The organism is Vibrio penaeicida (genome assembly GCF_002933855.1).
Lineage (GTDB): Bacteria > Pseudomonadota > Gammaproteobacteria > Enterobacterales > Vibrionaceae > Vibrio > Vibrio penaeicida_A.
This window is the reverse complement of the sequence record NZ_BFAQ01000015.1, coordinates 35,866-59,009: the sequence shown is the minus strand read 5'-3', so window position 1 is coordinate 59,009 and position 23,144 is coordinate 35,866. Positions and strand designations below refer to the sequence as shown.

19 protein-coding genes are annotated in these 23,144 nt (G+C 44.4%); 10 read left to right on the top strand and 9 right to left on the bottom strand.

Going from position 1 to position 23,144, the window contains the following annotated elements:
- Positions 1–5: 5 nt before the first annotated feature.
- Positions 6–611: a glycerol-3-phosphate 1-O-acyltransferase PlsY gene (gene plsY / locus VPNCDNU1_RS08520; protein ID WP_104399954.1), complete on the bottom strand. Its 606-nt coding sequence runs from the start codon at positions 609–611 to the stop codon at positions 6–8.
- A 112-nt stretch (positions 612–723) separates the two neighbouring features.
- On the opposite strand from plsY, the gene folB reads away from it, so the two are divergent.
- From folB to VPNCDNU1_RS08505, 3 genes are read left to right on the top strand one after another with little or no spacing between them, the layout of a single operon-like run.
- Positions 724–1,083, top strand: a complete 360-nt coding sequence (folB, locus tag VPNCDNU1_RS08515) for a bifunctional dihydroneopterin aldolase/7,8-dihydroneopterin epimerase (protein WP_104399953.1) — start codon at positions 724–726, stop codon at positions 1,081–1,083.
- Positions 1,080–1,574, top strand: a complete 495-nt coding sequence (gene folK / locus VPNCDNU1_RS08510) for a 2-amino-4-hydroxy-6-hydroxymethyldihydropteridine diphosphokinase (protein WP_104399952.1) — start codon at positions 1,080–1,082, stop codon at positions 1,572–1,574. The genes folB and folK (VPNCDNU1_RS08510) overlap by 4 nt, the downstream gene beginning before the upstream one ends.
- A complete protein-coding gene (locus tag VPNCDNU1_RS08505) occupies positions 1,571–2,374 on the top strand; it encodes an undecaprenyl-diphosphate phosphatase (protein ID WP_104399951.1) in 804 nt (267 codons plus the stop codon). Before folK (VPNCDNU1_RS08510) ends, VPNCDNU1_RS08505 begins: the two co-directional genes overlap by 4 nt.
- 107 nt (positions 2,375–2,481) lie before the next feature.
- Here the strand turns inward: VPNCDNU1_RS08505 and can are convergent, their stop codons facing one another.
- Positions 2,482–3,147 carry a carbonate dehydratase gene (gene can / locus VPNCDNU1_RS08500; RefSeq protein ID WP_104399950.1) on the bottom strand — a complete coding sequence of 222 codons (666 nt, stop codon included), beginning with the start codon at positions 3,145–3,147 and terminating at the stop codon, positions 2,482–2,484.
- Between the two features lie 288 nt (positions 3,148–3,435).
- Here can and VPNCDNU1_RS08495 point away from each other — a divergent pair, with 288 nt between their 5' ends.
- From VPNCDNU1_RS08495 to VPNCDNU1_RS08485, 3 genes are all read left to right on the top strand, one after another.
- On the top strand, positions 3,436–5,094 hold the full coding sequence (locus VPNCDNU1_RS08495) for a SulP family inorganic anion transporter (RefSeq protein ID WP_104399949.1): 1,659 nt from the start codon (positions 3,436–3,438) through the stop codon (positions 5,092–5,094).
- A 126-nt stretch (positions 5,095–5,220) separates the two neighbouring features.
- Complete coding sequence (locus tag VPNCDNU1_RS08490) at positions 5,221–6,132, top strand: ABC transporter ATP-binding protein (RefSeq protein ID WP_101113292.1); 912 nt, start codon at positions 5,221–5,223, stop codon at positions 6,130–6,132.
- A gap of 4 nt (positions 6,133–6,136) precedes the next feature.
- Complete coding sequence (locus VPNCDNU1_RS08485; RefSeq protein ID WP_101113291.1) at positions 6,137–6,907, top strand: ABC transporter permease; 771 nt, start codon at positions 6,137–6,139, stop codon at positions 6,905–6,907.
- A 171-nt stretch (positions 6,908–7,078) separates the two neighbouring features.
- On the opposite strand, the gene panC is transcribed toward VPNCDNU1_RS08485, so the two are convergent.
- The 7 genes from panC to sfsA form a co-directional block, all read right to left on the bottom strand.
- Positions 7,079–7,966, bottom strand: a complete 888-nt coding sequence (panC, locus tag VPNCDNU1_RS08480) for a pantoate--beta-alanine ligase (protein ID WP_104399948.1) — start codon at positions 7,964–7,966, stop codon at positions 7,079–7,081.
- A gap of 9 nt (positions 7,967–7,975) precedes the next feature.
- On the bottom strand, positions 7,976–8,770 hold the full coding sequence (gene panB / locus VPNCDNU1_RS08475) for a 3-methyl-2-oxobutanoate hydroxymethyltransferase (RefSeq protein ID WP_104399947.1): 795 nt from the start codon (positions 8,768–8,770) through the stop codon (positions 7,976–7,978).
- 23 nt (positions 8,771–8,793) lie between these two features.
- On the bottom strand, positions 8,794–9,279 hold the full coding sequence (gene folK, locus VPNCDNU1_RS08470) for a 2-amino-4-hydroxy-6-hydroxymethyldihydropteridine diphosphokinase (protein ID WP_104399946.1): 486 nt from the start codon (positions 9,277–9,279) through the stop codon (positions 8,794–8,796).
- A complete protein-coding gene (gene pcnB, locus VPNCDNU1_RS08465) occupies positions 9,276–10,625 on the bottom strand; it encodes a polynucleotide adenylyltransferase PcnB (protein WP_237324108.1) in 1,350 nt (449 codons plus the stop codon). The genes folK (VPNCDNU1_RS08470) and pcnB overlap by 4 nt, the downstream gene beginning before the upstream one ends.
- 81 nt (positions 10,626–10,706) lie before the next feature.
- Positions 10,707–11,615 carry a tRNA glutamyl-Q(34) synthetase GluQRS gene (gene gluQRS / locus VPNCDNU1_RS08460; RefSeq protein ID WP_104399944.1) on the bottom strand — a complete coding sequence of 303 codons (909 nt, stop codon included), beginning with the start codon at positions 11,613–11,615 and terminating at the stop codon, positions 10,707–10,709.
- 53 nt (positions 11,616–11,668) lie between these two features.
- Entirely contained in the window at positions 11,669–12,118 is a 450-nt protein-coding gene (gene dksA / locus VPNCDNU1_RS08455; RefSeq protein ID WP_101113285.1) for an RNA polymerase-binding protein DksA, read from the bottom strand.
- A 125-nt stretch (positions 12,119–12,243) separates the two neighbouring features.
- The gene (gene sfsA / locus VPNCDNU1_RS08450) at positions 12,244–12,963 is read right to left on the bottom strand and encodes a DNA/RNA nuclease SfsA (RefSeq protein ID WP_104399943.1); all 720 of its coding nucleotides are present in this window, start codon (positions 12,961–12,963) and stop codon (positions 12,244–12,246) included.
- 148 nt (positions 12,964–13,111) lie between these two features.
- Here sfsA and hrpB point away from each other — a divergent pair, with 148 nt between their 5' ends.
- The 4 genes from hrpB to acnB all read left to right on the top strand — a co-directional run bounded on the left by hrpB (position 13,112) and on the right by acnB (position 23,126).
- Positions 13,112–15,574: an ATP-dependent helicase HrpB gene (gene hrpB / locus VPNCDNU1_RS08445; protein WP_174715132.1), complete on the top strand. Its 2,463-nt coding sequence runs from the start codon at positions 13,112–13,114 to the stop codon at positions 15,572–15,574.
- Positions 15,571–17,934, top strand: a complete 2,364-nt coding sequence (gene mrcB, locus VPNCDNU1_RS08440) for a penicillin-binding protein 1B (RefSeq protein ID WP_104399941.1) — start codon at positions 15,571–15,573, stop codon at positions 17,932–17,934. The genes hrpB and mrcB overlap by 4 nt, the downstream gene beginning before the upstream one ends.
- A 41-nt stretch (positions 17,935–17,975) precedes the next feature.
- On the top strand, positions 17,976–20,288 hold the full coding sequence (locus VPNCDNU1_RS08435) for a patatin-like phospholipase family protein (RefSeq protein WP_237324105.1): 2,313 nt from the start codon (positions 17,976–17,978) through the stop codon (positions 20,286–20,288).
- A gap of 249 nt (positions 20,289–20,537) precedes the next feature.
- On the top strand, positions 20,538–23,126 hold the full coding sequence (acnB, locus tag VPNCDNU1_RS08430) for a bifunctional aconitate hydratase 2/2-methylisocitrate dehydratase (RefSeq protein WP_104399940.1): 2,589 nt from the start codon (positions 20,538–20,540) through the stop codon (positions 23,124–23,126).
- Positions 23,127–23,144: the final 18 nt, after the last annotated feature.

Genomic DNA, 23,144 nt, shown 5'->3' with positions numbered 1-23,144 from the left:
CACGGTTAAGCTTTAGATGAGGAGGTGCGGTCACCAACTTTTGGTTCCGTACCTTCATATAAACGCTTAATGTTTTGATGATGACGTAAAATAATTAGGCAGCACAACATAGAGACAGGAAGTGTGTATTCCGGCCTAAACCACCATGTATAAAGCGGCGCAATTAGCGTAGTTAGAATAGATGCAACAGAAGAATAGCGAGTAAAAAAGACAACCGTTACCCACGTTGCCATTAACATTCCCATTAAACCTAGCCCCATGGGTGCCATTGAACCCAGTGCCGTCGCAACACCTTTTCCACCTCTAAAATGAAAAAACAGCGGATACATATGACCTAAGCAAGCGGCAATTGCGACTATGCCTAAAATGACATCTTCTACCCCAAGGTACCAACTTAGCCAAACAGGAACGGTGCCTTTGAGCATATCGATCAGCAATACTGATACCGCAGCAAACTTAGAACCACTTCTGAGTACATTGGTCGCACCAGGGTTATGGGAACCTGTCGTTCGAGGGTCTGGGATTCGGAACAAGCGGCAAATTAAAACGGCACTAGAGATCGAACCTAACAGATAGGCAGAGATGATCATGATGAGTGCAGTGGGTGTCATGCTTGTCCTTAATTCACCAAAAGTAATGCTGATTAGGTTAGGAAAATCGAGTATATTCTACGGGTTTTTACCTCAAATGGGTATCCGACCTGTAAACGATAAAGGAAGAATAATGGCTTTAGACAAAGTATTCATCGAACAATTGGAAGTGATTACCACTATTGGGGTTTACGACTGGGAACAAGAAATAAAACAAAAATTGGTTCTAGATATCGAAATGGCACATGATAACCAACCAGCTGGTAAGAGTGATGATGTAGCCGATGCCCTTGATTACGCTCAAGTGAGCGGAGCGGTATTAGAGCATATCGAAAATGGGCGATTTTTGTTGGTTGAGCGTGTCGCTGAAGAAGTGGCCGACATCATCATGTCACGCTTTTCAGTGCCATGGGTGAAAATTCGTCTAGCTAAACCTGGTGCGGTTCCTCAAGCAAAAAGCGTTGGCGTTGTGATCGAGCGAGGTCAGGCATGATCACCACCTATATAGGTGTAGGATCAAATATAGAACCAGTGAAGCATGTTCAAGCTGCTGTGTCAGAGTTACGTCAACTTGGCGAACAATTGCGTGTTTCAACTGTCTATGAATGTGCTTCGGTTGGATTTGAAAGTCGTCCTTTTTATAACTTAGTCGTCGAGATGAAAACGCCGTTAAATCTTGACGATTTAGCGGTTAAGTTACGAGAAGCCGAAATTCGTTGGGGGCGAAACCCTGACGCAAAAAAAATGCAAGATCGTACATTAGATCTAGACATTATTTTGTATGGTAATGTCGTGTCCAGTACGCCATCTCTACCACGTGAAGACATCTATAAATACGCGTTTGTTATTCAGCCTATGTATGAGCTTTGCCCTCAATTAGTTATCCCAAATGATGGCAGAACCGTTACACAGGTTTGGCAAACAATGGATAATTTAGATTCACTGATTCCAGTGAACCCTTTTGATAGCGATTTTAATCAATGAGTTATTTTGAAGCTTTTATGTTGGCCTTAATTCAAGGTCTAACAGAATTCCTTCCTATTTCCAGTTCTGCCCACTTAATTTTGCCTTCTGCCATTCTAGGTTGGGAAGATCAAGGCTTAGCATTTGATGTTGCCGTTCACGTGGGGACGTTACTTGCTGTCGTTATTTATTTTCGTAAAGAAGTCGTTACCCTCTTTGCTGCATTGTTTGCGTCCATTTTTAAAGGCGACAGAAGTAAAGAAGCCAAACTGGCATGGATGATTGTTCTTGCCACGATTCCTGCCTGCGTGTTTGGTTTGTTTATGAAAGACATCATCGAAATCTACTTGCGTAGCGCTTGGGTGATAGCGACCACGACGATAGTGTTTGCGCTACTGCTCTGGTGGGTGGATAAGAACTCTCCACTAAAAGACGACGAATATCAGGCAGACTGGAAAAAAGCGGTTTTCATCGGTATTTCTCAAGCCTTAGCCATGATTCCAGGTACATCGCGTTCAGGGGCTACCATCACAGCAGCGCTCTATCTTGGCTTTACTCGTGAAGCTGCTGCGCGTTTTTCATTCTTAATGTCTATTCCAATCATCACGTTGGCAGGTGGTTACCTTGGCATGAAATTGGTCACCAGTGGCGAGCCTGTTCATATGGGGTTCTTGATGACGGGTATTGTGACCTCGTTCATCAGCGCTTACATCTGTATTCATTTCTTTTTGAAACTGATTTCCAAAATGGGCATGACGCCATTTGTTATCTACCGTCTGATTCTTGGGTTTGGACTGATAGCATTTTTGTTGTTGAACTAAAATATGACTATTTAGAAAAAAGCCAACAAAAAGCGGTCGATAATTCGACCGCTTTTTTAGACGCTAAATAATTGGAAATCAAGCTGAAGGTAGGGTGAAAAATTTGATCAGTCGTTATTCTTGGCGTCAACATTTAAAATTTTCGCAATAGACGCCTGATAAGACACTTCCAACGATTCTCGGCTGTGACAGCGAACACCAAGATCATTGAGTACCCCATCGCCAATACCGTAAATCCAACCGTGAATTTGAACTTCCTGACCACGCTCCCACGCTGATTGCATGATGGTGGAATTACCGAGGTTGTAGACTTGTTCGGCCACGTTAATTTCACACAGCTTGTTTGACCATTCTTCACGAGGGAGACTGCCCAGCCAATTTCTGTGTTTTAGGTACAAATCTCGGATATGCAGCAACCAGTTATTGATAAGCCCTAGCTGAGGGTTTTCTATTGCCGCATTAACGCCACCACAACCATAGTGCCCACATACAATAATATGTTTTACCTTGAGTACATCTACAGCGTATTGCACAACGGATAAGCAGTTTAGGTCGGTGTGAATCACTTGGTTGGCGACATTGCGGTGAACAAACAATTCACCAGAGGCTAAGCCCGTCAGCTGTTCAGCAGGTACACGGCTATCAGAGCAGCCTATCCAAAGGTATTCGGGGTGCTGGGCTTCAGCTAGATTGGTAAAAAACTCAGGCTTTTCAGATTTGATGGTTTGAGCCCAAGAAGAGTTATTGTTAAATAACTGTTTGATATCCGGCATGCTACATTTCCTTTTTATTTGCGCCACTATACACAAGCTTGACGCCTCATACCTCTTTCAAATCAATGTTCTTGATGATTTTGTGACTGGTCAGATTAGCATTTTGTTAATAATAGAAACGTTTTATTACTCTTTTTTCATATCTCGTATGCATTGATGCCAAACGTTTGCATTTGTTTTATAAATTATTCATAGCCAATTTCGTCATGACATTGTGAAATGGTCGTGTGATTTGCGTCACTCAATGGTAAAATTCGCCCGCATTTCTATTCATGCAGGAGCAATATTTTGACTGGAAATCGATTCGCGGATTGGAATCTGAAAGGTGATCTATTTGGTGGCGTCACCACAGCTATTATCTCATTGCCATTGGCGCTCGCTTTTGGCGTTGCATCGGGAGCCGGCGCTGAAGCTGGGCTTTGGGGGGCGATACTGGTTGGCCTATTTGCCGCTTTGTTTGGTGGCTCATCGAGCCTGATCTCGGAACCCACCGGACCTATGACCGTTATTATGACGGCAGTATTGACCACCATGACCGCGAAATATCCAGAAAGTGGCATGGCGATGACGTTTACCGTTGTCATGATGGCGGGTGCATTTCAAATCATGCTCGGGACGCTCAAGCTTGGTAAGTACGTAACGCTAATGCCTTATAGCGTTATATCAGGCTTCATGTCAGGTATTGGTGTGATACTCATAATTTTGCAGCTTTCGCCATTGCTTGGTCACCCCGCGCCATCGGGAGGAGTTACTGGAACACTAAGTGCGTTGCCGGATATGGTTTCTGGGATGAAGTTTAGTGAACTGTTCCTTGGTCTACTGACCCTAGGCATATTATTCTTCTTTCCTAAAAAATATCGTCGATATGTTCCTGCCCAGCTCGTTGCCTTGGTGGCGGTAACGCTTCTTTCTGTGATTGTTTTCGATTTCGATAGTATTCGCCGAATTGGTGAAATCCCTGCGGGTTTGCCTTCTTTTGTTATTCCGACCATTAATGCCGAAGTCTTTACCACCATGGTAATCGATGCATTGGTCCTGGGTACTCTAGGGTGTATTGATACTTTGTTGACTGCTGTTATTGGTGACTCACTGACTCGTAAAGAGCATGACTCCGACAAAGAGTTGCGTGGTCAGGGATTAGCAAACATGATTTCTGGTCTGTTTGGTGCCTTACCTGGTGCAGGTGCAACCATGGGAACGGTAACGAACATTCAAGTTGGTGCTCGTTCACCGCTATCTGGCGTGATACGCGCACTTGTTTTAGCGTTGGTGGTGTTGGTTGCGAGCGGATTGACTGAACCGATTCCAATGGCGGTATTGGCAGGCATCGCGGTGTATGTGGGCTTCAATATCTTAGATTGGAGTTTCATTCAGCGAGCGCATAAAGTCAGTGTTCAAGGTATGGCGATCATGTATGGTGTTATGCTTCTCACTGTATTTGTTGACTTGATTGTTGCAGTAGGGCTTGGCGTTTTCATTTCTAATATCATTATTATTGAAAGGTTGAGCCGTGAACAAGCGCGTCAAGTAAAGGCCATCAGTGATGCGGATGAAGATGATGTACCTCTAACCGACAGCGAGAGAAAGTTGCTTGATAGTGCGAACAGCAAGGTTTTGTTCTTCTATCTTTCTGGCCCTATGATTTTCAGTGTATCGAAGGCGATATCACGCCAGCACAGCAGTATTTCCGATTATGAAGTGATGATTTTGGATTTAACCGATGTTCCTATGATCGATGTTACAGTTGGATTAGCGCTGGAAAATGCCATTAAAGATGCAAAAGATGCTGACTGTGAAGTGTATTTGTTATGTCCGAATGAACGTACGCGTCAGCAGCTTGAGAAGTTCCACGTTCTTGAGTTGGTGGATGATGGGAATACTTTCTCGTTCCGCTATGAGGCATTAAAATCAGCAGTGAAATACGTTCGAAAAGCGGATTTTGAATAACAGAGTTTGAAACGATAAAGAAAAGCGCAGCCAACGAGCTGCGCTTTTTATTTGGCCAATAGACTTGAAAAGTTGACACATCGTCAGCATTTCCTCTTGGTTATCTTCGAAAAGAGCGCGACAAGCATGTACGCATTAGAAATAGAACAACTTAGAAAAACCTATGCGGGTGGGTTTGAAGCTTTAAAAGGCATCAGTTTGAATGTCGAAAAAGGCGATTTTTACGCACTGCTCGGTCCTAATGGGGCGGGGAAGTCGACAACCATTGGAATTATCACCTCTCTCGTTAATAAAAGCTCAGGGAACGTGAAAGTCTTTGGGCATGATATTGATTCACATCTAGAACTGGCTAAACAAAATTTAGGTCTAGTACCGCAAGAATTTAACTTCAATCAGTTTGAAACGGTAGAGCAAATCGTATTGCAGCAAGCGGGTTACTATGGTGTAAGCAAAGGGTTAGCCAAAGAGCGAGCGCAGAAATATCTGACGAAACTCGATTTATGGGAGAAGCGTGAAGAGCGAGCTCGCAACCTTTCAGGAGGTATGAAGCGACGCCTAATGATTGCAAGGGCGTTGATGCATGAGCCGCAACTATTGATTTTGGATGAACCAACAGCGGGGGTCGATATTGAATTGCGACGCTCGATGTGGGATTTCCTGAAAGAAATCAACGAGCAAGGTATTACCATTATTTTGACAACGCATTATTTAGAAGAAGCTGAAATGCTGTGTCGTAATATTGGCATAATCAATCGCGGTGAGCTGATTGAAAACACCACGATGAAAGATTTACTCAATAAGCTTCATGTTGAGACCTTTATTTTGGATTTAGAACATGGCGCTAAAGTACCTGAGCTTACTGGTGTTAATTCTCAGAGCTTGGTGAATGACTCCTTAGAGATTGAATTAGAAAAAACGGAAGGGTTGAATCATGTATTCACTCAATTGACAGAAAGTGGTGTTCATGTGCTCTCAATGCGCAATAAGGCCAATCGACTGGAAGAGCTGTTTGTGACCATTGTAAGAGAGCAGGGGTAAAGAGATGTATCAACTGTATTGGACGGCGTTCCAAAGCCTATTGGCGAAAGAAGTGAATCGCTTCATGCGGATCTGGGTACAAACTCTGGTTCCGCCAGCAATTACTATGACGCTTTACTTCATTATATTTGGTAGCCTGATTGGTTCAAGAATTGGTGAAATGGGCGGATTTTCCTATATGGAATACATCGTTCCCGGTCTTATCATGATGTCGGTGATCACTAACTCCTATTCTAATGTTGCCTCCTCCTTTTTTAGTGCGAAGTTCCAGAAAAATATCGAAGAGCTGTTGGTCGCACCGGTACCCAATTATGTCATTATTGCGGGCTTTGTGATGGGAGGTGTGGTACGTGGCTTATTGGTCGGCGCTATTGTTACCTTGGTTTCACTGTTTTTTGTCGATCTGCAAGTTGAACATTGGGGCATTATTATTGCCACCGTTTTTCTCACCTCAGTTGTGTTCTCATTAGGTGGGCTCATCAACGCGGTATTTGCGGGTACTTTTGATGATATCTCCATTATCCCTACATTCGTTCTAACGCCGCTAACCTATTTAGGTGGCGTGTTTTATTCGATCAGCTTGCTGCCTGAATTTTGGCAGGGTGTGTCGAAAATTAACCCAATTGTCTACATGGTGAATGCCTTTCGTTATGGCTTTTTAGGTGTGTCGGATGTTGGGATTGCCACTTCTTTTGGAGTCTTAGGTGTATTCATTATTGGCTTGTACGCCGTTGCGCATTATTTGGTTGCTAAAGGGATAGGGCTGCGAAGCTAGTCTATCAATGACGTTTTCTCAAGAGAGCGTGTTTTAGAGCATGATAGCTTCTAGAAGCATTAAATATAAAACGGGTCGCCTGAGCGACCCGTTTTTCATTTATGTAATTTGGAACAGAAGTCCTTAGCTTAAGGCTTAAGAGAAAAAGTGATTACTTACCTTTATCTTTTATTACTCGCTTTTGTCTTCATTGCTCTCTTTTACATCATTTGTCAGTTCAAATACTTGATTATCAATCAAGCGAGCTTTTCCTAAGTGTGCAGAAATTAGGATAACAGCCTGAGACGATTCATTCGTTATGGGTTGAAGTGTTTGAGCATCTCGAATAAAAATTTCATCAGGCAGCAAGTCGGCAGCACGCAGCTGATCGTTAGCATCTTCAATGATGGATGCGTAATCATCTCGCCCGCCACGAATTTGGCTGCTGATCCAGCGCATTGTACGAGCAACGACAGGAGCCCGCTGGCGCTCATCAATAGTAAGTAAAGAGTTGCGAGAACTCATTGCCAAACCGTCCATTTCACGGACGGTAGGTATACCTACAATCTCAATGTCCATGGCGAGATCGATGACCATTTGACGGATAATGCCAAGTTGTTGAAAATCTTTTTCGCCAAAGCATGCGACATCTGGCTGAACAATGTTGAACAACTTAGCAACGATAGTTGATACGCCTTTGAAATGTCCTGGACGCGATGCGCCTTCAAGCATATGAGACAGCCCTGGAACTTCAACATATGTTTGTTTATCTAGACCTTCCGGATACATGATTTCGGGTGTTGGTGTAAACACAAACTCGACCGATTCACCGTTCAGCTTGCTCAAATCTTCTTCAAGCGTACGCGGGTAGTTATTTAAGTCGTCCGTACGTTCAAACTGCATTGGGTTAACAAAAATACTCGCCACCACAATGTCGGCGTGCTCACGAGCCTTTCGCACGAGTGTAAGATGCCCTTCGTGCAAGTTACCCATGGTTGGAACAAATGCAATACGACGACCATCGCGTTTACACTGTTTGATTTGTTCTCTAAGGGATGCAATATCAGTGAAAGTTTGCATTATGTTTCCTTACTCAAAGGTGTGTTCGACACCTGGGAAAATCTGATTTTGTACATCATCCTTGTACTTCGTAATGGCTTTACGAATATCACCAGTTTCAGCTAGGAAGTTTTTGGAGAATTTTGGCATGTAGTTGGCTGCAATACCAAACATATCATGCATCACTAATATTTGACCATCAGTATCCGGACCTGCACCAATACCGATTACTGGAATAGTCAGGCTTTCGGTAATGCGTTTCGCAAGAGAGGCTGGAACGCATTCCAGCACTAGAAGTTGTGCACCAGCGTTTTGGAGAACAATGGCATCCTGTACCATTTGTTCCGCACGTTCAGCGTCACGGCCTTGAATTTTAAAGCCACCGAAAATATTGACAGATTGCGGAGTCAAACCAAGGTGAGCACAAACAGGTACAGAGCGTTCTGCCAACATACTGATGGTCTCAGCTAGCCACGTTCCACCTTCAACTTTGACCATGTTTGCTCCTGCCTTCATGAGCTTAGCGGCATTTTCAAAAGCTTGCTCAGGGGTTGCATAAGTCATGAAAGGCATGTCTGCCAGCAAGAGGCAATTTGGGCTACCAGCGCGCACACAACGAGTATGGTAAGCAATATCATCGATGGTGACGGGCAATGTCGAGTTTTCACCTTGGAGTACCATACCCAATGAATCACCAACCAAAAGCAATGGCATTTCTTGTTCTTCAAACAATTGGGCGAAGCTGGCATCGTACGCGGTCGATGTAGCGAATTTTTGACCTTCTTGCTTCCAGGTCATTAGCGTATTAATAGTGACATTTTTCATTTTATATCCTTATTAGGGGCAACTTACGACGACCAGATGTTGAGACCATTACGGTCAGTTTTCTCCAACAATGTCTGCAGTTGCGTCCCGTCAGGGAGAGTTAAACGTGGTGCGATTTCAGCGAGTGGGTAGAGAACAAATTCTCTTACCTTCATTCCATAGTGCGGAACGATAAGACGCTCTGAATCGATCACCTCATTGCCGTATAAGATGATATCCAAATCGAGGGTTCTTGGTCCCCATCGTTCATCTTTACGGACACGCCCTTGCTCAAGTTCGATTTTTTGAGTGCAATCGAGAAGTTCAAGCGGCGTCAAACTGGTTTTTATTTCAACCACGGCATTGATGTAGTCGGGTTGATTCTGTGGTCCCATTGGCGTACTGCTGTACAGGGAAGAAGTGCAAACGAATTCAGTGTTTGGAATGTCTTTAAGCGCTTCAATTCCCTGCTTTGCCTGAGTGACGGGATCAGATAAATTGCTGCCAACAGCGATGTATACGGTAATCATTCCTGTGGCTTTCTTTTTTTGTTTCTGTACGTTTTACGTCGGCGCTGCCCAGTGCTTGAGCCGCCTAATTCGTTTACCATTGCTTGGCGCATATTGCGGCCTGCATTTTGGTAAGTTTGCCACCATTTCGCCAACTCTTTGGTGTCACCTTGCTCGACTTCGCCTCGCATTTCAAGGAAATCAAAACCCGCGCGGAACTTATTCAACTCAAGTAAGCGTGTTGCTCGTTTACCATTACGTCTTGGTAAGCGCAGTTGGAGCTGCCATATCTCTCGAATGGTCGCGGTGTGTCTTCTAGGTATTGCAAGGCTTCTAACTTGTTCATCTAGAATCATATTACTGGCTTCCATGATGGCGTCGTAGTAAGCGAAATTACGCTTTTCCATCAATCTCTCAGCCAGTTGATTCAATGGGTACCAAAGTAACGCTGCAAACATGAAGGCTGGATTAATTCGCTTGCCATCTTGAATGCGTTTGTCTGTTGATTCCAATACCAGCTCAATCATTTTTTCGGTTGGGCTTTCTTGTTCTTCAGTAAATTCACGAGCAATCTCAGGGAACAATGGTTGGAAAAGGTCGTACTCACGTAATAGGTGGTAGGTTTCCAATCCGTAGCCTGATTGCAAAAGTTTTAGTGACTCTTCAAACAACCGCGCTGCTGGAATGTCTTGTAGCAGGTGCGCAAGCTCCTTGATTGGAGTTGCTGTGCCTTCGCAGATATCCATATCCAACTTAGCGGCAAAACGAACAGCACGCAGCATTCGAACGGGATCTTCTCGATAACGTGTTTCTGGATCGCCAATAAGACGGATCTGCCCATCATCAAGATCATCAATACCACCTGCATAATCATGAATACTGTAATCGGCGATGTTGTAATACATTGCATTGACAGTGAAATCACGACGTTCTGCGTCTTCATCTATGGTGCCATACACATTATCACGAAGCAGCATGCCTTCTTTAGACTGTGCAGCAACGTTTTTTGTCGGTTCTTGATGATGACCACGGAAAGTGGCAACTTCTATGATATCGCGCCCAAACATAATGTGCGCAAGGCGGAATCGACGCCCAATTAAACGGCAGTTTCTGAACAGGTTTTTGATCTGTTCTGGGGTTGCGTTAGTCGCGATATCAAAATCTTTTGGTTGTTCGCCTAATAAAAGGTCACGTACTCCACCGCCTACCAGAAACGCATCGTATCCAGCATTATGCAGGCGATAGAGCACTTTGAGTGCGTTGTCGCTTATCTGTTTGCGAGAAATGTTGTGCTCTTCTCGTGTAATAATATTCAGAGTAATTTCTCCGTTTGAGCGACTATTTTTTTGGCCTTTGCTGGTAAGGATTTTACGGCAAAAGCGAGTAACTTGACTAAAAATAGCCCACCTCTATTACGTTTGTGCTCAAAAATTGCGGCTAATAATAGCTTAGCTGTCCTTGTTTGAGAATGGGGACGTGATTTTGATCTTGTCTGGCAACTGTTTTAAGTGCCAGTTTTCGATGCCCCATTGCAGTATTTCATCTTGAGTAGCTTGCTCTAATTCTTTTTTAATATCAAAGCCTAAGAAGCTCATTGCTAACAATGTTTCAGGTTTGGGATCGTCTTGGCGAATACCCTCTGCACGATTCTGTTTTGAGAGCTTATTTCCTCTGTCATCAATGGCTAACGGCAGGTGTAAGTATTGAACCGGCGATTTTTTAAGCATTTGATATAGGCTGATTTGGCGACCTGTGGGTTCGATTAAGTCGGCTCCGCGAACCACTTCCGTTACGCCCTGATGAATATCATCTAAAACAACCGCAAGGTTATAAGCAAATAAACCATCTCGTCGTTTAATAATAAAGTCTTCTTGTGCCAAAGAGATTGGAATAGGTATTGAACCGTGCCGCAAATCGTTGAACTCGGTCACAGGGTGCGTCATGGTAAGTCGAACAGCACAAGGTTGGTCGTCGATTAATTTTTTTGCTCTGCAAGTGCCGGGATAAAAACCACCGGCGTCTTTTATTTGTTTTCGGCTACATTCGCAGTAATACGCCACCCCATCTTTTAACCACTGATCAATTTGCGCTTGATAGGCGTTGTGACGCTGGCTTTGAAAGATGACTTCGTCATCCCAAAATAGGTGATATTTTTCTAGAGTCGATAGAATCAAATTAGCCGCACCAACCATTTCTCTGGGCGGATCGAGATCTTCCATTCGAACCAACCACTTTCCATGTTGAGACTTAGCTTGGAAGTAGCTGCCCAAAGCGGCAATAAGTGAGCCAAAATGAAGAGGACCTGATGGGGATGGGGCAAAGCGCCCTATATAATTGGATTTACTCATGGTATTCATCAAAAAAGGGAGCAAATCGGCTCCCTTTTATCCTTGCTTTAGCGCAGCTGATATTAGCCTTGCATTTGTCTTTCTTTCATTTCAGCAAGCGTTTTACAATCGATACATAAATCAGCAGTTGGGCGAGCTTCTAAACGACGGATGCCAATTTCAACACCGCAAGATTCACAATAACCAAAGTCACCATCTTCTATTTTATCAAGCGTCTTCTCGATTTTTTTAATCAAGCGGCGCTCACGATCTCGGTTACGTAGCTCTAAACTAAATTCTTCTTCTTGCGAAGCACGGTCAACAGGATCTGGAAAGTTTGATGCTTCGTCTTGCATGTGATGCACAGTGCGATCGACTTCTTCCCTGAGCTGATTGCGCCAAGCTTCTAAAATCTTTGTAAAGTGAGCTAACTGGTCAGGTGACATGTACTCTTCACCTGGCTTTTCTTGGTAAGGCTCAACCCCTGCAATTGCTAGGATGCCTAGCGTTTTTCTTTTGTTACTTTCTGGCATACAGCATCTCCTACTTACACCTTTTTGACTGACCAGCAGACAAATTAAGGCGGGTATCTATAGCAGAAAGAAAAGCTGGTGGCAACGACTCGTAATTGTGGGCCCTTGCCATTGTGAAGTTCGCATCATTTTTCATGGTTGTTGATAAATTCAACATTTTGAATCAGTTGCATTTCACGTTCAGAGAGCTTGGCTTTGTAGCACAATATCTCCACGCCACTTTCTTTCGCTTGATTTAACAGTTGTGAATATTTCGCATCTATATGGTGTGCTGAAGACACTTTTTCAATACCAGTATGTAAAACAGTAAAAAAAAGTACGGCTCTGCTTCCATTTTTTGAGACTTCCATCAACTCGCGAAGGTGCTTTTGTCCTCGCGTTGTGACTGCATCAGGAAAATAGCCTTGTCCATTTTCCTCTAATAAAGTCACACTTTTCACTTCAATATAGCACTTCGGGCGATCTTCGCTTTCTAGTAAGACATCAATACGGCTGTTTTCATTACCGTATTTCACCTCTGTTCTTAGAGAGTCATATCCTGTTAGCTCAGGAATACGCCCCTGATTTATCGCTTCAACCACCAAAGCATTGGGTTTTGCGGTGTTGATGCATATCATGTCACCCTGAGCGTTTTGTGAAAGCTCCCAGCTGCAAGGGTATTTTCTTTTCGGATTATCGGATGTGGAGTACCAAATCGTATTTCCGGGATCGGCACAACCGGTCATTGCTCCCGTATTAGCGCAATGGATGGTGGTTACGGAGCCATCATCCAGCTCAATATCCGCGAGAAAGCGTTTGTATCTTTTAATCAGCGTTGCGCGTTGTAATGGTGAAGTAAATTCCATAAGTCGTCGTTTGGGGTTCGATACTGTTATTATGTACAATGCTTTGGTGAGGGCTCACTGCAATTAAAGCGCATGTGAGTATCATGTTTCACCTTGCATCAAGAATACGGTTTGTAAATCGAACTCATTACAGCACAAGGATCTCCCATTGTCACAATCCTCTACGTTACCACTCCCGATAGAAGCCGTTCTTCCTGAATTGTTAGTTGCATTAAGAACACAACACCAAGTGGTGCTTAAAGCGGAGCCAGGGGCCGGGAAATCAACCTACTTACCTTTACAGCTGCTCAAGCAAAATACGGTGGAAGGCAAAATTATCATGCTGGAACCTCGACGGCTGGCTGCGCGAAATATTGCCACCTATCTTGCTAAGCAATTAGGGGAAAAGGTGGGTGAGACCTTTGGGTACCGTGTTCGTGGAGAAAAGAGAACAAGCAAAAACACGCGTTTAGAAGTGGTTACTGAAGGTATTTTGACGCGAATGATTCAGTCTGATCCCGAGCTGAATGGTGTCGCTATGGTCATTTTTGATGAATTCCATGAGCGCAGTATCCACGCAGACACCAGTTTGGCATTTTGCTTGGAGATCCAAGAAGTATTTAGAGAAGACCTAACATTGCTTGTTATGTCTGCGACACTTGATGAAATGGCGTTAAAAGGGCTGTTGCCTTCGGCTTCTTATATTGAATCGGATGGTCGGGGCTATCCTATTGAATACCGGTATGCACCACTGATGCCCAATGACAGGCTGACAACGGTTGTGGCAAAACAAGTTCGCACTCTTCTTAGTAGTGAAGACGGGTCTATCTTGGTTTTTTTGCCAGGGGCAGGTGCTATCAACCAAGTTATGGAATTGCTGAGTGAACTTGATTCTGACGTTGATGTGTTCCCGTTGTTCGGTCAATTAACGTTTGCTGAGCAGCAACTGGCTATTTCTCCTTCTGAGCAGGGAAAAAGAAAGGTTGTGTTAGCGACGAATATTGCGGAAACCAGTTTGACCATTGAGGGAATTCGCATTGTTATTGACAGTGGGTTGGAGCGTTTTGCCAGTTTTCAGTTAAAAACAGGCATCACTCGATTAGAGCAACAAAGGATTGCGCAGTCCTCTGCTCATCAACGTGCCGGCCGTGCTGGTAGGCTAGAACCAGGCATTTGCGTGCGTATGTACAGCGAGCAACAATTCCAGCAGCAACCCAAAGTACCAGAGCCAGAAATCCTTCGGAGCGACTTGTCTTCTGTGTTGCTTGAAATGCTTCAATGGGGGAGTGGGACATTTTCGCGATCCCATTGGCTTGACGTGCCAACCAAAGCCGCCATTGATACAGCAAAAGATCTGCTTTATCAGCTCGATTTATTGAATGAATCTGGTGCGTTGACTGAGCTAGGAAAACAGGCACAGGCGCTGGGATCCGACCCAAGGACTGCTGCCATGTTATTAAAAGCCCATTCGAAAGGAACTGCCTATTTGCAGTGTGCGATAACGTTAACGGCTTTGATAGAAGAGCCTGAGCGGCAAGGTGATAACTTGATTCATGCCTTGCAGCGTTTCAAAGACGGTCATCATCAAAAACAAAAGAAAGTACAAACCAGAATGTCGAGTTTAGCTGCTAGGTTTAGCTCGGTTTTAAAAGGGAGTGCTGATGAATCACTTGCTGGTGAATGTCTTTGCTGGGCTTATCCCGACAGAATTGCCAGGCAAAGAAAAACAGAAAGTGAGAATTACCTATTGGCGAATGGGCATGGCGCGCAGGTCGATTCATTGTCTTCGTTAGTGAAAAATGAGTATTTGGTTGTCGTAGATCTGATGAAAAGTCACCGTAGTGATAGCCAAGTTTATTTAGCTTGCCCGCTGGATGCAGTACCAGAAAATAAAGTGAATCGAGCCACTTATGTGTACTGGGATGACAAAAAAGGAGAGCTTTTAGCAGAGGAAAGGCTACAAATAGGTGCTATTGTGCTAGAAAGCAAACCAACCCAAGATATCAGCGAGCAACAAAAATCCAGCGCATTGTTGGATTATATCCGTGAAAGCGGCACGCATACTCTCCCTTGGTCGGACAAATCTGAGCGTTTACTTCAACGCATTCGATGCGGTCAGGCATGGATTGAGGAAGAAACATGGCCAGACGTCTCAGATTCGGGCTTGCTTGATAATCTGACAGAGTGGCTGTTGCCATTTATGAACGGTGTTTCTAACATGAAGACCCTAAAAAAGGTCGATATACATCAAGCTCTCATTGCCTATTTAGGATGGCCATTGAACCAGAAAATCGATGAATGGCTGCCGGAGCGTTATACATTACCAACAGGGCAAAGTCGGCAAATCGATTATCAAGAAGGAAAGCCGCCAATGCTTTCAGTAAGAGTACAGGAAGTTTTTGGTGAACAAACTTCTCCAACGGTGGCTAATGGACGGATTCCTGTGGTGCTAGAACTGCTTTCTCCAGCTCGAAGACCGATTCAAATCACGCAAGATTTAGCCGCATTTTGGCAGGGCTCGTATCACGAAGTAAAAAAAGAAATGAAAGGGCGTTACCCTAAACACCCTTGGCCAGATGATCCGGCTAACCATGTGGCGACAACGAAAACCAAACGACAGTTGAATTCATGACAGATAAAAAGAAAGCGTCAGAGCGAACGACAAAAAAAACAACGGCTAAAAAGAGCACTCAAAAGAAACGCCCTCGTCAAAATAAAACAAAAAAGAAAACATCAAAAGGTTGGTTACGCACTCTTTGGGGGTTAGCGTGGAAAACAACCGTTACCGTATTTGCGGTGTTGGTTTTTGTCGGTATCTACCTTGATAGTGTGGTTCGCCAGAAATTTGAAGGCCAGCTATTTGAGCTACCAACAGTCGTTTATGGACGAGTATTGACGTTGAGCCCCGGAAGCCCTGTGACATTACCGCAGCTTCGTAAAGAACTGGATGTACTCAATTATCGTAAAGTCCGCGCTCCTCGACACCCGGGGGAGTATTCGTCTTCATCGACAAAAATTGAACTTATTCGCCGTGATTTCGAATTTGAAGACGGCCCCGAAGCTTCCCGCCACGTGATGTTGTATTTCAACGACCAAGGTTTAGAAAGGATCAAATCGCTCGAATCCGAGCGAGATATGGGCTACTTACGTATCGACCCTAAAATGCTTGGAATGTTGGAAAAAAACACAGAAGAAAACCGCCTCTTCTTAAAGCGAGAGCAATTCCCTGAAGTGCTGGTTGATGCCTTACTCGTGACAGAAGACAGAGATTTTTATCAACATGAAGGGGTTTCGCCGTTTGCGATTCTTAGAGCATTGGTGGCAAATGTAAAGGCGGGGCGTACTGTTCAGGGCGGGAGCACCTTGACCCAACAGTTAGCGAAAAACTTGTTTTTATCTCGTGAACGAACGCTCTGGAGAAAAGTCCGAGAAGCGTATATCGCCCTCATATTGGATTATCGTTACAGCAAAGATGAAATACTAGAAGCCTATCTGAATGAAGTGTACTTAGGTCAAAGCCGTGGTGAAGCCATTCATGGATTTGGTTTGGCGTCGAGGTTGTATTTTGGTCAACCTTTGCAAGAGCTTCGTATTGACCAAATTGCCTTGCTGGTGGGAATGGTAAAAGGTCCCTCTTATTACAACCCAGTCCGGAAACCTGAGCGAGCGAAAGAGCGTCGAGATCTGGTATTACGTTTGATGATGCAGCACGACATTCTGACTTCTCACCAGTTTGAAATGGCAGCCAGCCGCGATTTGGATACGCAAGATAAACCGCAAATAGCCAGCCGCCAGCCGGCCTATTTTCAGCAGGTTAGTCGCGAGCTAAAGCAAAAAGTGGGTGAGGCCTTCCAAAGGCAAACCGGGCTAAAAGTCTTTACGTCTTTGGATCCCGTTTCGCAATTTGAGCTGGAAAAAGCGGTGAAATCCAAAATCCCTCAATTGGAGTTGCGATCTGGGAAAGGATTGGAGGCAGCTGGAATAGCAGTGGATAGACGCAGCGGAGAAATTCGCGCTATGGTTGGTGGAAAACGAACCGGATATGACGGCTTCAATCGAGCATTGAACGCTTCAAGACCGATCGGCTCTTTGGCTAAGCCTGCGGTGTATCTCACGGCACTACAGAATCCGTCGGAATACACGTTAGCATCCACGTTAGATGATACGCCATTTTCTCTCAAAGGCAGTAAGGGGAGCGTGTGGTCACCTAAGAATTACGACCGAAAATTCCGCGGTGATGTGTCTTTGTATCAAGCCTTTGCGAAATCATTAAATGTGCCCACAGTAAGGCTCGGGCTGAAATTGGGTATCCCCAAAGTAATGGATACATTTGAAAAGCTAGGTGTCGATCGGCAGGAAATTCGCCCCGTGCCGTCGATGTTTCTTGGATCGTTTTCTTTGACACCTTACCAAGTCGCTCAAATGTACCAAACACTGACTAACTCAGGTAAGAAAGCGCCACTGAGTGCGCTTCGAAGTGTAAAAGATTTAGATGGAAACGTCCTGTATCGATCTATTCCCAAAGTATCGCAACGAATATCGCAACAAGCGGCTTGGTTAACCACTTATGCAATGAAGAAAGCGGTTGCCGAGGGAACCGGACGTTATTTGCAAGGTCAATTTAGCCGTATGACACTCGCAGGGAAAACCGGAACCAGTAACGATACTCGTGACAGTTGGTTTGTTGGGGTGGATGGACGAGAAGTGGTAACGCTTTGGCTTGGTCGTGATGATAACAAGCCCACCAAGTTAACGGGTGCTAGTGGCGCATTACGGGTGTACCACCAATATTTGCAAAACCGAATTCCAGAGCAATTAATTCTTCCGTGGCCAGCACAAATTACCACCTTAGGGTTTGCGCTTAAACCAGATGGCGGATTAAAAGTCGATTGCGATAAAGCGTTTACGCTTCCTGTTTGGGATAAGAAAGGTAATGCGCGTGAAGCTTGCAAAAGTGAACCGGCCAAATGGTTGAGCAGTTTGTTTGACTAGAACAGTCGATGTATATAGGGATATGAAATAAAGGAGCGCTTTTGTTTTTCTCTAAGTTTAATGGAATAGCAACTTTCACTGTGACGGTGGCAACTGTAAGTGTTGCGGCTTTACTGAGCCCTTTTGTTGCGGCTCAGGAGCAAGTTGAAGAGAAAGAACGACCTGTTATCGCCGTTGTACTCGCTGGCGGTGGAGCAAAAGGTGCGGCTCATATTGGTGTGCTGAAGGCGCTGGAAGAGATGCATATTCCTGTTGATATCATTACAGGCACCAGCATGGGGGCTTTTGTTGGCGGGTTGTATTCTACAGGCATGTCGGCGGATGAAATTGAATCATTTATCCATACGATAGATTGGAACAGTGGCTATCGAGATCGTGTTGAGAGAGAGCACTTGCCCGTCCGTGAAAAAGAATATTTTGACCGATACCAGATCAAGACAGATTTAGGGTTACGTTGGATTGAAGTCACGGCGCCACGTGGAGTGGTGCAAGGGCAGAACATGTATAAGATTCTGCGCGAGTCGGCAGGAAACATTCCGCCTATGTCATCATTCGATGATTTGGCGGTGAAGTATCGTGCTGTAGCGACAGATATTGTTGAGCTGGAACCCGTCGTATTGGAAAGTGGTTACTTAACAGATGCCATGATGGCCAGTATGTCTGTGCCCGGAGCGCTGCCGCCATTTCCTTTGGGGGAAAAATTGCTGGTTGATGGAGGGGTAACCAACAATATGCCTGTTGAGCTCGCACGCTCTATGGGGGCTGACTTGGTTATTGCTGTGGACATCAGTACGAATTATCAGTCCAAACAAGAGCTAAAAACGTTCCTAAATGTCGGTGATCAGCTCTCCAATTACATGGTGCAACGTAGCACTCAGCGACAAGCAACCCATTTACAAGATAAAGATGTATTGCTTACACCCAAGGTTGGCAATATGTCGACAACTGAATTTTCCCGCATGCCAGATGCGTATGAATTGGGCTATCTAGCGGCTATTGAATCTAAAGACGCGCTAGAGTCCTTTGTAGTTACACCTGCTCTTTACCAAAAGTACATTTACCGAAAACAAGAAGCTCGAAAAGCTATCGATTACGGCGACGAGCTCCTAATTGACGACATTGTTATCCACAATAACAGCCACTATAACGAAAACGTGCTAAAGCAGTTTCTTGGTTTAGAAGCTGGACGCCGATATGGTTTAGAAGAATTGGAAGAACACGTTCAGCAGTTATATTCACTTAACCGCTTTGAACAGGTTCTTTACCGCTACCAACAAGAAGATGGAAAAACCACGCTGCATATTGAAGTCAATGAGAAAGATTGGGGACCAAACTACGTGAACTTTCGCTTCTTCCTTGAAGATGATTTTCAAACGACAAGTCAGTACTCCATTGGAGTGAGTACCAATTTCACTGCCCTGAATGATAAAGGTGCAGAAATTCGAACCAATCTCGAAATGGGCTCTGAAAAACTGATTGAAGCGGAATTATATAGCCCGATATTCAATGAGCAGAACGTCTTTACCAGTGCAAAAATGACTTATCGGAATGAAAATAAGAAAGCACCATTTGGGTCAGACGGATTGGAAGACATTTCACTTGGGGGCGTTAAGGATTACATTCCGATTAACTATGTTCAGTTTTCATCAGAACTTGCTCTGGGCGTAAACCCCACATTTGATCAGGAGTTTAAGACGGGTATTCGATATACTGTTGGTGAAATTTCGATATCGACCTTACCCACATTAGGGCAAGGGATGTTTAACCGTAAAGGCGTATTTGCTCGGTATCGGTACGACACGTTTGATGACATGAATTTTCCGTCTCGTGGTAGCCTAGCGCATTTTGAATTGCTGGCATCGGAAGACAATATTCAAGAAGATCAGGATAACGAATACACCAGTGATCGTGTTAATGAAGTTGCGATAAAGTTAGGGCATGCAGAGAGCTATGAACGTCATACTTTGGTAGGGATGGCTGAATACGAGGTCACACGAAGCCGTAATGCTTCTGTTCCCATAATGCCTAAGTCACTGGGTGGCTTTCTAAATTTATCAGGTATCCCGGGTAAAAGTCTTATCGGTCAAAACAAGATATTCGGTAGTTTAGTCTATCGATACCGTTGGTTTGACAATAACTTTGGCTTGTTTCAATCACCAGTTTACATAGGTGCGTCGGCTGAATATGGTGGAGTATGGTCTGATCCGAACATTAAAATCAGTGAAGCACCGATGTACGTCGCAGGCTCGCTTTTTGCGGGTGTAAAATCTCCAATAGGGCCTATAATTCTAGCGTACGGACAAACAGAGCAAAATTTCAATTCAGTATATCTGATCGTGGGAACTGCATTTTAATTCAAAATAATTCAACCATATTCATAGAACTTTAGTCTCAAGTTGCTATGTTGGTCAAAATGATAAGATTTTAATTTTAAGTTAAATTTGCTATTCTCCACCCCACAGTTTGGCCCTATGCCGCTGTTGATTATTAAGAATCAGAATAAGACTATTCATAATAAAAGCGGCAAGGCAGCCAAGTTTTTCCAAGGATGTTTGTACTTCTTGATCACAAGGGAGGTCAAACCGCAATGAGAGGAATGAGTCGTGCTTGAAGCCTACCGTAAACACGTCGAAGAGCGTGCCGCAGAAGGAGTTGTACCTAGACCCCTTGATGCTGAACAAGTCGCGGGACTTGTAGAATTATTAAAAAATCCGCCAGCAGGCGAAGAAGCTTTCCTTATTGATCTTCTAGAAAATCGTATTCCACCGGGTGTAGATGAAGCCGCATACGTTAAAGCGGGCTTCCTTACTGCAATTACTAAAAGTGAAGTAACGTCCCCGTTAGTCAGCCGTGAAAAAGCGGCAGAACTTTTGGGTACCATGCAAGGTGGATACAACATTGAATCACTGGTTTCTTTACTAGAAGATGCCGATTTAGCCCCAATCGCTGTAAAAGCACTTTCCCATACATTGTTAATGTTTGATGCGTTCTATGACGTTGAAGAGAAAGCCAAAGCAGGCAATGCCTCCGCTCAGCAAGTCCTTCAATCATGGGCTGATGCAGATTGGTTTACATCAAAAGCAAAAGTCGCAGAGAAAATTACCGTTAAGGTATTTAAAGTTACGGGTGAAACGAATACCGATGACTTATCTCCAGCACCAGATGCATGGTCTCGCCCGGATATTCCAGTACACGCTAAAGCGATGCTGAAGATGGAACGAGATGGTATCAAACCTGATGACCAGGGTAACGTTGGTCCTCTTAAGCAAATCGAAGAGCTGCAAAAAGATGGTATTCAGTTAGCTTATGTCGGTGACGTTGTTGGTACAGGTTCATCTCGTAAATCGGCGACTAACTCTGTTCTTTGGTTCATGGGTGAAGATATTCCTTTTGTTCCAAACAAGCGCACCGGTGGTGTCTGTTTAGGAGGCAAGATTGCCCCAATCTTCTACAACACAATGGAAGATTCCGGCGCATTACCAATTGAACTAGACGTACAAGAGATGAACATGGGCGATATCATTGATATCTTCCCGTATGAAGGTGTTGTACACAAAAACGGTACTGAAATCTCAAGCTTTGAATTGAGTAAAGTTCTGCTGGATGAAGTGCGTGCTGGTGGTCGTATTCCATTGATCATTGGTCGTGGTTTAACAAGCCGTGCTCGTGCATCTCTTGGTCTTGCTGATACCGATTTGTTCGCGAAGCCAATTGATCCTTCTGCTTCAGATAAAGGCTACACGCTAGCTCAGAAGATGGTGGGTAAGGCGTGTGGTGTAGAAGGTGTACGTGCAGGTCAATATTGTGAGCCTAAAATGACAACGGTTGGTTCTCAGGATACGACTGGTCCAATGACTCGTGATGAATTGAAAGACTTGGCGTGTCTTGGCTTCTCGGCTGATTTGGTTATGCAGTCATTCTGTCACACTTCGGCATACCCGAAACCTGTTGATGTGAATACGCACCATACATTGCCAGACTTCATCATGAACCGGGCTGGTGTATCACTGCGACCTGGTGATGGCGTTATCCACTCATGGTTAAACCGTATGCTTCTACCTGATACTGTTGGTACAGGTGGTGATTCACATACACGTTTCCCTCTTGGGATTTCATTCCCAGCGGGTTCTGGTTTGGTTGCATTTGCAGCAGCTACAGGGGTAATGCCTCTGGATATGCCTGAGTCTATTTTGGTACGTTTCAAAGGCGACATGCAACCAGGTATTACACTTCGTGACCTAGTACATGCCATTCCTTACTACGCCATTCAACAAGGTCTTTTGACAGTTGAAAAAGCGGGTAAGATCAACGAATTCTCTGGTCGTGTTCTTGAAATTGAAGGTGTTGAACACCTAACTGTAGAGCAAGCGTTTGAGCTTTCAGATGCCTCGGCAGAGCGTTCTGCAGCAGGTTGTGCAGTTAAACTGTCTCAAGAATCCATTGAAGAGTACTTAAACTCTAATATCACCATGCTTAAGTGGATGATTTCTGAGGGATACGGCGATGTTCGTACGATCGAACGTCGTGTTACTGCAATGGAAGAGTGGTTAGCTAACCCAGAGTTGATGCAAGCAGATGATGACGCCGAATACGCGCACATTATCGAAATAGACCTAGCTGACATCCATGAGCCAATTCTATGTGCTCCAAATGACCCAGATGACGCACGTTTGTTATCTGAAGTTCAGGGTACCAATATCGATGAAGTATTCATTGGTTCATGCATGACGAACATCGGACACTTCCGTGCTGCGGGTAAATTGCTCGATAAGCACAATGGTCAATTGGATACACGTTTGTGGATTGCACCACCAACGAAAATGGACCGTGACCAGCTAACCGAAGAAGGATACTACGGTATCTATGGCCGTGCAGGGGTTCGTATTGAAACACCAGGTTGTTCTCTGTGTATGGGTAACCAAGCACGCGTAGCGGACAAAGCAACCGTTATGTCTACATCTACTCGTAACTTCCCTAACCGTTTAGGTACAGGTGCTGATGTGTATCTAGCGTCTGCAGAGCTTGCTGCGGTAGGTGCAATACTTGGACGTATTCCTACAAAAGAGGAGTACCTAGAGTACGCTAAGCAAATCGATGCAACTGCTGCGGATACATACCGTTACCTAAACTTCCACAAGATGGGGCAGTACACGGAAAAAGCAGACACAGTTATCTTCCAAGAGCCTGCATAGACTGCCTCTTTGGTAAAT

What these genes read in the sequence shown, in the direction of transcription:
- plsY (WP_104399954.1), bottom strand. Translation starts at nt 611, where the DNA reads ATGACACCCACTGCACTCATCATGATCATCTCTGCCTATCTGTTAGGT.
- folB (WP_104399953.1), top strand. Translation starts at nt 724, where the DNA reads ATGGCTTTAGACAAAGTATTCATCGAACAATTGGAAGTGATTACCACT.
- folK (WP_104399952.1), top strand. Translation starts at nt 1,080, where the DNA reads ATGATCACCACCTATATAGGTGTAGGATCAAATATAGAACCAGTGAAG.
- VPNCDNU1_RS08505 (WP_104399951.1), top strand. Translation starts at nt 1,571, where the DNA reads ATGAGTTATTTTGAAGCTTTTATGTTGGCCTTAATTCAAGGTCTAACA.
- can (WP_104399950.1), bottom strand. Translation starts at nt 3,147, where the DNA reads ATGCCGGATATCAAACAGTTATTTAACAATAACTCTTCTTGGGCTCAA.
- VPNCDNU1_RS08490 (WP_101113292.1), top strand. Translation starts at nt 5,221, where the DNA reads ATGTACGCATTAGAAATAGAACAACTTAGAAAAACCTATGCGGGTGGG.
- VPNCDNU1_RS08485 (WP_101113291.1), top strand. Translation starts at nt 6,137, where the DNA reads ATGTATCAACTGTATTGGACGGCGTTCCAAAGCCTATTGGCGAAAGAA.
- panC (WP_104399948.1), bottom strand. Translation starts at nt 7,966, where the DNA reads ATGCAAACTTTCACTGATATTGCATCCCTTAGAGAACAAATCAAACAG.
- panB (WP_104399947.1), bottom strand. Translation starts at nt 8,770, where the DNA reads ATGAAAAATGTCACTATTAATACGCTAATGACCTGGAAGCAAGAAGGT.
- folK (WP_104399946.1), bottom strand. Translation starts at nt 9,279, where the DNA reads ATGATTACCGTATACATCGCTGTTGGCAGCAATTTATCTGATCCCGTC.
- gluQRS (WP_104399944.1), bottom strand. Translation starts at nt 11,615, where the DNA reads ATGAATACCATGAGTAAATCCAATTATATAGGGCGCTTTGCCCCATCC.
- dksA (WP_101113285.1), bottom strand. Translation starts at nt 12,118, where the DNA reads ATGCCAGAAAGTAACAAAAGAAAAACGCTAGGCATCCTAGCAATTGCA.
- sfsA (WP_104399943.1), bottom strand. Translation starts at nt 12,963, where the DNA reads ATGGAATTTACTTCACCATTACAACGCGCAACGCTGATTAAAAGATAC.
- mrcB (WP_104399941.1), top strand. Translation starts at nt 15,571, where the DNA reads ATGACAGATAAAAAGAAAGCGTCAGAGCGAACGACAAAAAAAACAACG.